General features: G+C 70.1%; 4 protein-coding genes and 1 pseudogene. 1 reads left to right on the forward strand and 4 read right to left on the reverse strand.

Features of this window, described 5'->3' with window-relative positions; genetic code table 11:
• From AC1DVT_RS17485 to coaA, 4 genes and pseudogenes are all read right to left on the reverse strand, one after another.
• Nucleotides 1–266 (reverse strand): alanine racemase (locus AC1DVT_RS17485; protein ID WP_477390370.1); only part of this gene is annotated, 266 nt, incomplete at its 3' end.
• Nucleotides 267–430: 164 nt separating this feature from the next.
• Nucleotides 431–778: pseudogene (locus AC1DVT_RS17490) on the reverse strand (holo-ACP synthase); the annotation flags it as partial.
• Nucleotides 779–843: 65 nt separating this feature from the next.
• A complete protein-coding gene (gene glmS / locus AC1DVT_RS17495) occupies nt 844–2,697 on the reverse strand; it encodes a glutamine--fructose-6-phosphate transaminase (isomerizing) (RefSeq protein ID WP_477390372.1) in 1,854 nt (617 codons plus the stop codon).
• A 211-nt stretch (nt 2,698–2,908) separates the two neighbouring features.
• Nucleotides 2,909–3,892 carry a type I pantothenate kinase gene (gene coaA / locus AC1DVT_RS17500; protein ID WP_477390374.1) on the reverse strand — a complete coding sequence of 328 codons (984 nt, stop codon included), beginning with the start codon at nt 3,890–3,892 and terminating at the stop codon, nt 2,909–2,911.
• A gap of 235 nt (nt 3,893–4,127) precedes the next feature.
• On the opposite strand from coaA, the gene AC1DVT_RS17505 reads away from it, so the two are divergent.
• Complete coding sequence (locus AC1DVT_RS17505) at nt 4,128–5,060, forward strand: Ppx/GppA phosphatase family protein (protein ID WP_477390376.1); 933 nt, start codon at nt 4,128–4,130, stop codon at nt 5,058–5,060.
• Nucleotides 5,061–5,547 lie beyond the last annotated feature (487 nt).

A 5,547-nucleotide genomic window follows, 5' to 3' on the forward strand; every position in this document is an offset into this window, starting at 1 on the left:
GGGGCGTGCAGCCAGGCGAGGATCGGTGCGTCGATGCCCGCGCGGCGGAGGGCGATCGCCTCGGCAATGTCGGCGACGCCGAGGCGCGACGCGCCGCCGTCGAGCGCGGCGACCGCGGAGCGCACGGCGCCGTGGCCGTATCCGTCGGCCTTGACGACCGCGATCACCTCGGAGCGCGTCAGCCGGCGCAGCTGCCGGACGTTGGCCGCGATCGCGCCGACGTCGATGGTCGCCTCACGGAACACTCCGGCGGGCAGGCGGCTCATGCGGCGGGTCCTTCGGCGGGGACCGGCGTGGGCTCGGGGGCGGGCGCGTCCGCCGCGGCGGCCCGAGAAACCACATCGCCGCCGAGACCCCCCGCATCGCGTGATGTCTCAGCCGGAATGTGGTTTCTCGGCGCATCCGCGGCCTCGGCGGCGACCGGCCCCGGCCCTTCGACGATGACATACGCGATGGCGAGGTCGGCGTCGTGCGACATGGAGAGGTGCACCGTGGTGCCGCCCTTGGCCGCGACGACCTCGGCGGTGCCGCCGCTGAGGCTGAACGACGGCTTGCCGCGGGCGTCGGAGACGATCTCGACCTCGTGGAACGCCAGTCCGTCCGACCCGCCGAGCGCCTTGATGAGCGCTTCCCGGGCGGCATAGCGCGCCGCGAGCGACCGCAGCGGAAGCTCCCGCTCCACCGGCCCGAACATCCGCTCGAGCAGCCGCGGCGTGCGCTGGATGGTGCGCTCGAACCGTGCGATGTCGGCGAGGTCGACGCCGATTCCGATGATCATGGCGCCTCCTCAGGCCGTGGTTCAGGCATCCGTCAGACTATCGCGGCGCCGTCCCCCGCCTGCCGCTACTCGACCGTGACGGACTTCGCGAGGTTGCGGGGCTGGTCGACGTCGAGACCCTTGGCGGTCGCGAGGCCCATGGCGAAGATGTGCAGCGGCACGACCGCGAGCAGCGGCTCGAAGAGCGGCCCGGCGAGCGGGATGCGCAGCACCTCGTCGGCGAACGGCAGCACGGCCGCGTCGCCCTCCTCGGCGATGACGATCACGCGGGCGCCGCGGGCGCGGATCTCCTGGATGTTCGACACGACCTTGGCGTGCAGCAGCGCCGACTCGCGCGGCGACGGCACGATCACGAACACCGGCTGGCCGGGCTCGATCAGCGCGATGGGTCCGTGCTTGAGCTCGCCCGCGGCGAAGCCCTCGGCGTGGATGTAGGCGAGCTCCTTGAGCTTGAGCGCGCCCTCGAGGGCGATCGGGTAGCCGACGTGGCGCCCGAGGAACAGCACCGACCGGGTGTCGCCCATCCAGTGCGCGAACTGCTCGATGCGGGACTGCTCGCGGTCGAGGATCTGCTGGATCTTCTCGGGCACGGTCTCGATCTCGAGCACCTGCTGGGCGATCTCGGTGGCCGAGAGGGAACCGCGGATGCCGGCGATGTGCAGCGCCAGCAGGTAGATCGCGGTGATCTGGGCGACGAAGGCCTTCGTCGACGCGACCGCCACCTCCGGACCGGCGTGCGTGTAGACGATCGCGTCGGACTCGCGCGGGATGGTCGCACCCTGGGTGTTGCAGATCGACAGCGTCTTCGCCCCGCGCTCGCGCGCGTACTTGACGGCCATGAGCGTGTCCATGGTCTCGCCGGACTGGCTGATCGACACGACGAGGGTGTCGGGGCCGATCACCGGGTCGCGGTAGCGGAACTCGTGGGCGAGCTCGACGTCCACCGGCACGCGGGTCCACTGCTCGAGCGCATACTTTCCGACCAGCCCGGCATACGCCGCCGTGCCGCACGCGATCACGATGATCCGGTTGATCCCCGCGAACAGCTCGTCGAGCCCGTCCAGTTCCGGGATCGCGACGGCGCCGTTGTGGATGCGGCCGCGCAGCGTGTTCGCGACGGCCTCCGGCTCTTCGGACACCTCTTTCGCCATGAAGCTCGACCATCCGCCCTTGTCGGCGGCCGCGGCATCCCACATCACTTCAAACGGCTCGACCTCGACAGGCCTGCCGGTGAAATCGGTGACCGTGACGCCGTCGGGCGTGATCGCGACGATCTCGTCCTGGCCGATCGCGAGTGCGCTGCGGGTGTGCTCGACGAACGCGGCGACGTCGGAGGCGAGGAAGTTCTCACCCTCGCCGAGGCCGATCACGAGGGGCGAGTTGCGGCGGGCGCCCACGACGAGGCCGGGGTGCTCCTCGTGCATCGCGAGCAGCGTGAACGCGCCGTCGAGGCGGCCGACCGTGGAGCGGAACGCCGCGACGAGGTCGCCGCCGTTGTCGCGGTACTCCCGACCGAGCAGCACGGCCGCCACCTCGGTGTCGGTCTCGCTGCGGAACGTGAATCCCTCGGCCAGCAGCTCGTTCTTGAGCTCGGAGAAGTTCTCGATGATCCCGTTGTGGATGACAGCGAGCTCGTCGTGGTCGGCCAGGTGCGGGTGGGCGTTCGCGTCGGTGGGTCCGCCGTGGGTCGCCCACCGGGTGTGGCCGATGCCGGTCGTGCCGTCTGGGAGCGGATGCTCGACCAGGTCGTCGCGCAGCACGGCGAGCTTGCCCGCCTTCTTGCGCATCCCCAGTTCGCCGTCGGCGCCGATCACCGCGACCCCGGCGGAGTCGTAACCGCGGTATTCGAGCCGCGACAATCCCGCGAGAAGAATGGCCTGGCTCTGCCTTGGTCCGACGTATCCGACGATTCCACACATGGGTTCCATGGTAGGCGGGGGGTTTGGTCAAGGGCCTGAACAAACGACGGATGCCGCGGGCCGGGGCTGCGCGTGGTCGCCGGTGGCGGCATCCCCCGCCACATCGCGGGTCGAGCCGATACGTTCCCGACGAGCCGATACGGAGTCCACCGTGGCGACCGTACCGGCTCGTGGCGAACGTCTCGGCTCGTGGGTGAATGAGCGGTGCGGCTCAGAGCTTGCGGAGCAGCACCCGCTCGACGGCGTGGTCGGCGGCCTTCTCGAGCACGAGCGTCGCGCGGTGCTTGGTCGGCCGCACGTTCTCCTCGAGGTTCGGCAGGTTGATGTCGTTCCAGAAGCCGAGCGCCATCTCGATGGCCTCGTCGTCGCTCAGGTGCGCGTAGACATTGAAGAACGAGCTCGGGTTGCTGAACGCGCCCCGGCGCAACGTGAGGAAGCGATCGACGAACCACTGCGTGATGTGCTCGGTCGAGGCATCCACGTAGATGGAGAAGTCGAACAGGTCGCTGATCGCGACCTCGTTGGGCGAGGGCGGGGGCTGCAGCACGTTCAGGCCCTCGACGATCACGACGTCCGGGCGACGCACGGTCACCTTCGCATCGGGGATGATGTCGTACCGCATGTGCGAGTAGAACGGCGCCTGCGCCTCGGGCGACCCGCTCTTCAGCTCGCTGAGGAACGAGACGAGCGCCCGCCGGTCGTACGACTCCGGGAAGCCCTTGCGGTGCATGATCCCGCGCCGCTCGAGCTCGGCGTTCGGGTACAAAAACCCGTCGGTCGTCACCAGCTCGACCCGGGGTGTGCCGGGCCAGCGGCTCATCAGCTCACGCAGCAGTCGGGCGATCGTGGACTTTCCGACCGCCACCGACCCCGCAACCGCCACGATGAACGGAGTGGTCGTGTCGGTTTCGTTCAGGAAGCCCGCGGTGTCGGCGCCGAGGCGCTTCGTCGCGGTCGCGTACAGCGACAGCAGCCGGCTCAGCGGCAGGTAGACCTCGCGCACCTCGTTCAGATCGAGGCGATCGCCGATACCCCTCAGCTGCACGACTTCGGTTTCCGTCAACGGCTGCGGGATGCCGGAGGCCAGTCTTGCCCATTCGGCCCGGTCGATCTCGCGGTAGAGGTGCGGGCTCAGTCCGCCCAGTCCCCCGTCGACGGGGGCTGCGGAATGCGGGGTCGCGGCTTCGGCGGACATCCGGCCCATCGTATCGGCTCGCGCACCGCGGCGCGGTGACGGCATGGATCACGGTGCCCCGGCGGCCGGGCGCCGCCGAGAAACCAGATTCGCGCCGAAACATCGTGCGCCGCCTGGTTTCTCAGCCCCCATGTGGTTTCTCGGTCCGCGCGTGGTTTCTCACCCGGGTGCCCCGGGCCCGCCTCGACCCCGCCCCGCGCCGCCGCGCCCCACCCCCGCCCGGTACGCTCGTCCCGTGCGCTTGGGAGTCCTCGACATCGGGTCCAACACCGTCCACCTGCTGGTCGCCGACGCGCGCCCGGGCGGCCGGCCGCTCGCGACGACGAGCCAGCGCACGGTGCTGCGGCTCATGCGCTACCTCGAACCCGACGGCGCCATCAGCGAAGAGGGCGTCCGCGCCCTCGAGGCCGCGGTCAGCCAGGCCCGCGACACCGCGAAGGCCGAGAACGTCGACGAACTCCTCGCCACCGCGACCAGCGCCGTGCGCGAAGCGCTCAACGGCCCCGAAGTCATCGCCCGCATCGAGGCGGCCCTCGGCCAGGAGCTGCAGGTGCTCGGCGGCGAGTCCGAGGCGCGCTTCACCTTCCTCGCCGTGCGCCGCTGGTTCGGCTGGTCCGCCGGCCAGATCCTGCTCTTCGACATCGGCGGAGGCTCGCTCGAGATCGCATCCGGTGGTGATGAATTGCCGGATGCCGCGGCATCCGTCCCCCTCGGCGCCGGTCGCATGACCATCGAGTTTTTGCCGAACGATCCGCCGGGCGAAGCCGCGGTCGACGCGCTGCGGGCGCACGCACGCGAGGTGCTGGCCCCGGTGGTGGAGACGATGCGGGCGCAGCCGCGGCCCGACCATGTGGTGGGGTCGTCGAAGGCGATCCGGTCGCTCGCCAAGCTCGCGGGCTTCCCGTCGGCGGGCTGGTCGGGGATCGAGCGCATGGTGCTCCCCCGCGCGGCGCTCGGGTCGTGGATTCCGCGGCTCGCGCGGATCCCGGCATCCGCTCGCCAAGAGCTGCCCGGGATCACGCCCGACCGCACGTTCCAGATCGTCGCCGGGGCCGTCGTGCTGCACACCGCGATGACGGAGCTGAAGGTCGACGAGCTCGAGGTGTCGCCGTGGGCGCTGCGCGAGGGAGTGCTGCTGCGCTACATCGAGTCGATGTCCTGGCACTGAGCCGAACCGACCAGCCGGTCGCTGCCGCAGCCCAGCCGGTCGCTGAGCTTGTCGAAGCGCCCGGCGCAACCCGGGCAGTCGCTGGACAGCCTCGATTACGAAGTCGGATGCCTCTGCTCAAACCTCATTGAACTTCGTGCTCACACAACCTCTCGCCGAATCCACCCACCTCGCGCCAGACCACTCAGTTCTGCGCGCTGGAGTCGGTGGACTGGCGCAGAGTCGGTGGATTCGGCGTCTGGTGAGGCGAAAAACCCCGGGTAATTTCCGGAAAAGAACTACTGCGGTCTGCAGGAGCGTATGGTTCAGCCATGTCAACCCGCGCTCAGAGAAGAGCCCGCAGTACCCGAGGCCTCGCCATCGGTGCCGTCATCGCCCTCATCGGACTCTTCGGCGCCACCGCGCCGGCGTATGCCGCACCTCCCACCGCACCCGTCGTGAAGTACGTGGCGCTGGGCGATTCCTATGCCGCAGGCCAGGGCGCAGG

The organism is Microbacterium sp. P2_F9, from assembly GCF_056403635.1.